The 1,445-nt window shown below is 67.9% G+C and carries 1 protein-coding gene; it reads right to left on the bottom strand.

Annotated features, from left to right (window positions below):
- A partial coding sequence (locus tag ABD901_RS58560) for an amino acid adenylation domain-containing protein (RefSeq protein WP_345145054.1) occupies positions 1 to 1,445 on the bottom strand: 1,445 nt, incomplete at both ends.

Here is a 1,445-nt window from a genome sequence, read left to right as displayed (position 1 = left end):
GCGGCGAGTTCGATGAAGATTGACGGGATCTGATGGTCTGTCAGTGTGCTGCGCAGGAAGGTGCGGAGTTCGTCGGCGGGTGGCAGGTCGCCGGTGGTGACGACGTAGGCGATCAGGCGGGTGTCGTGGGCGGTGACGACGGCGGTGGTGATGGTGGGGTGGGTGGTGAGGGCGGTTTGGATTTCGGTGGGTTCGATGCGGTGGCCGCGGATTTTGAGTTGGTGGTCGGTGCGGCCGTGGAAGTCGAGTTGGCCGTCGGGTTGGTGGTGGGCGAGGTCGCCGGTGCGGTAGAGGCGGCTGCCGTCGCCAGTGAAGGGGTTGGGGATGAACCGTTCGGCGGTGCGGGCGGGTTGGTGCAGGTAGCCGCGGGCGAGGTTGTGGCCGCTGATGTGGATTTCGCCGGTGACGCCGATCGGGACGGGGTTGAGGTGCGGGTCGAGCAGATACAGACCGGTGTTGGCGATCGGGTGTCCGATGGGGACGGTGCGGCCGTGGCCGGGGCGGGGGCAGGTCCAGGAGGATACGTCGATGGCGGCTTCGGTGGGTCCGTAGAGGTTGTGGACGGTGGCGGTGGGGTGGCGCCGGTAGAAGGCGGTGACGTCGGCCGGGTCGAGGGCTTCGCCGGAGCAGATCAGGTCGCGTAGGTGGGGCAGTGGTTGCGGCCAGGGGTGGTGGACGAATTCGTGGAAGAGGGAGGGGACGAAGTGGGTGGTGGTGACGTGGTGGGTGTGTAGTAGGTGCAGGAGGTGGTCGAGGTCGCGGTGGCGGTGGGGTTCGGTGATGAGCAGGGTGGCGCCGGCGGTGAGCGGGGCGATGAGTTCCCAGACGGACACGTCGAATGTGGTCGGGGTTTTGTGCAGCACCGTGTCGGTCGAGCTGAGGGGGTGCGCGGTCTGGATCCAGGTGAGCCGGTTGCGCAGGCCGTGGTGGGTGGAGGCGACGCCCTTGGGTCGGCCGGTGGAGCCGGACGTGTAGATGAGGTAGGCGAGTTGGTGGGGGTGTGTGTGTCTGGGTGGGGTGGTGGCTGGTTGGGCGGCGATGGTGGCGGCGGTGGTGGTGAGGTAGTTGGTGTCGATGCGTAGGTGGGCGCGGCTGTCGGTGTATTGGTGGTGGCGGTGTTCGGTGGGGTGGGCGGGGTCGAGGGGGAGGTAGGCGCCGCCGGCTTTCCAGACGGCCAGGATGGCGACGATCAGGTCCAGGCTGCGGTCCAGTTCCAGGGCGACTACGACGTCGGGGCCGACTCCGGCGGTTTGGAGGTGGTGGGCGAGTTGGTTGGCTTGCCGGTCGAGGTCTCGATAGGACAGGGCCTGGTTCTGGAACCGGACGGCGGTGGCGTCCCGGTCGAAGTCGATCAGGTCCAGCACCGAACCCACGACCGGCAATGCGACTGCGGTGTCGTTCCACTGCGTCAGTTGCGCCGTCTCCGCCGTAGTGAGCAGCGGCAG

The organism is Dactylosporangium darangshiense (genome assembly GCF_039537565.1).
GTDB classification, from domain to species: Bacteria; Actinomycetota; Actinomycetes; order Mycobacteriales; family Micromonosporaceae; genus Dactylosporangium; species Dactylosporangium darangshiense.
This window is presented reverse-complemented; position numbering and strand designations above follow the sequence as displayed.